The following is a 518-nucleotide window of genomic DNA, read 5'->3' on the forward strand; positions in this document are numbered from 1 at the left end:
ACGATTATTTTTTTCTCACAAAAAAAGGGTTAAAATTAAATGATTCTTTTGTGTATCGATTAATAAATTCTTACTTTAGTGCTGTCTCCGAGAAAGTAAAAAAGAGTCCGCATATATTGCGACATACGTTTGCAACTCATCTATTAAATAACGGAGCCGATTTGAACTCAGTAAAAGAATTATTAGGACATTCCAGTTTGGCGTCAACGCAGATATATACGCATAATAGTTTGGCAGAACTAAAAAAAGTATATGGAGATGCGCATCCAAGGAATCAGAAGTAATTTGGAAATGTTTAACTATTAAAAAATAATGATTATGAAGGTAAATGTTCATGCAGTTAACTTTACTGTTGACAAAAAGCTAGTTGATTTTGTTCAAGAAAGAATGGACAAGTTAGAAAAATATTACGATAAGGTAGTGTCCGTGGATGTTTTTTTAAAAGTTGAAAAGACAAGTGATAAAGAGAATAAAATTGCTGAGATAAAAATTAATGTTCCGGGTGATGATTTTGTGGT

General features: G+C 30.9%; 2 protein-coding genes. Both read left to right on the plus strand.

Annotation, left to right across the window (positions count from 1 at the left end; translation table 11 throughout):
- A partial coding sequence (locus tag AB674_RS21660; protein WP_047779372.1) for a tyrosine-type recombinase/integrase occupies window positions 1-284 on the plus strand: 284 nt, incomplete at its 5' end.
- Window positions 285-318: 34 nt separating this feature from the next.
- Window positions 319-518, plus strand: a 200-nt coding sequence (locus AB674_RS21665) for an HPF/RaiA family ribosome-associated protein (protein WP_047779373.1), incomplete at its 3' end; no start/stop codon positions are given.

This window comes from Flavobacterium sp. ABG, assembly GCF_001027725.1.
GTDB classification, from domain to species: domain Bacteria; phylum Bacteroidota; class Bacteroidia; order Flavobacteriales; family Flavobacteriaceae; genus Flavobacterium; species Flavobacterium cupriresistens.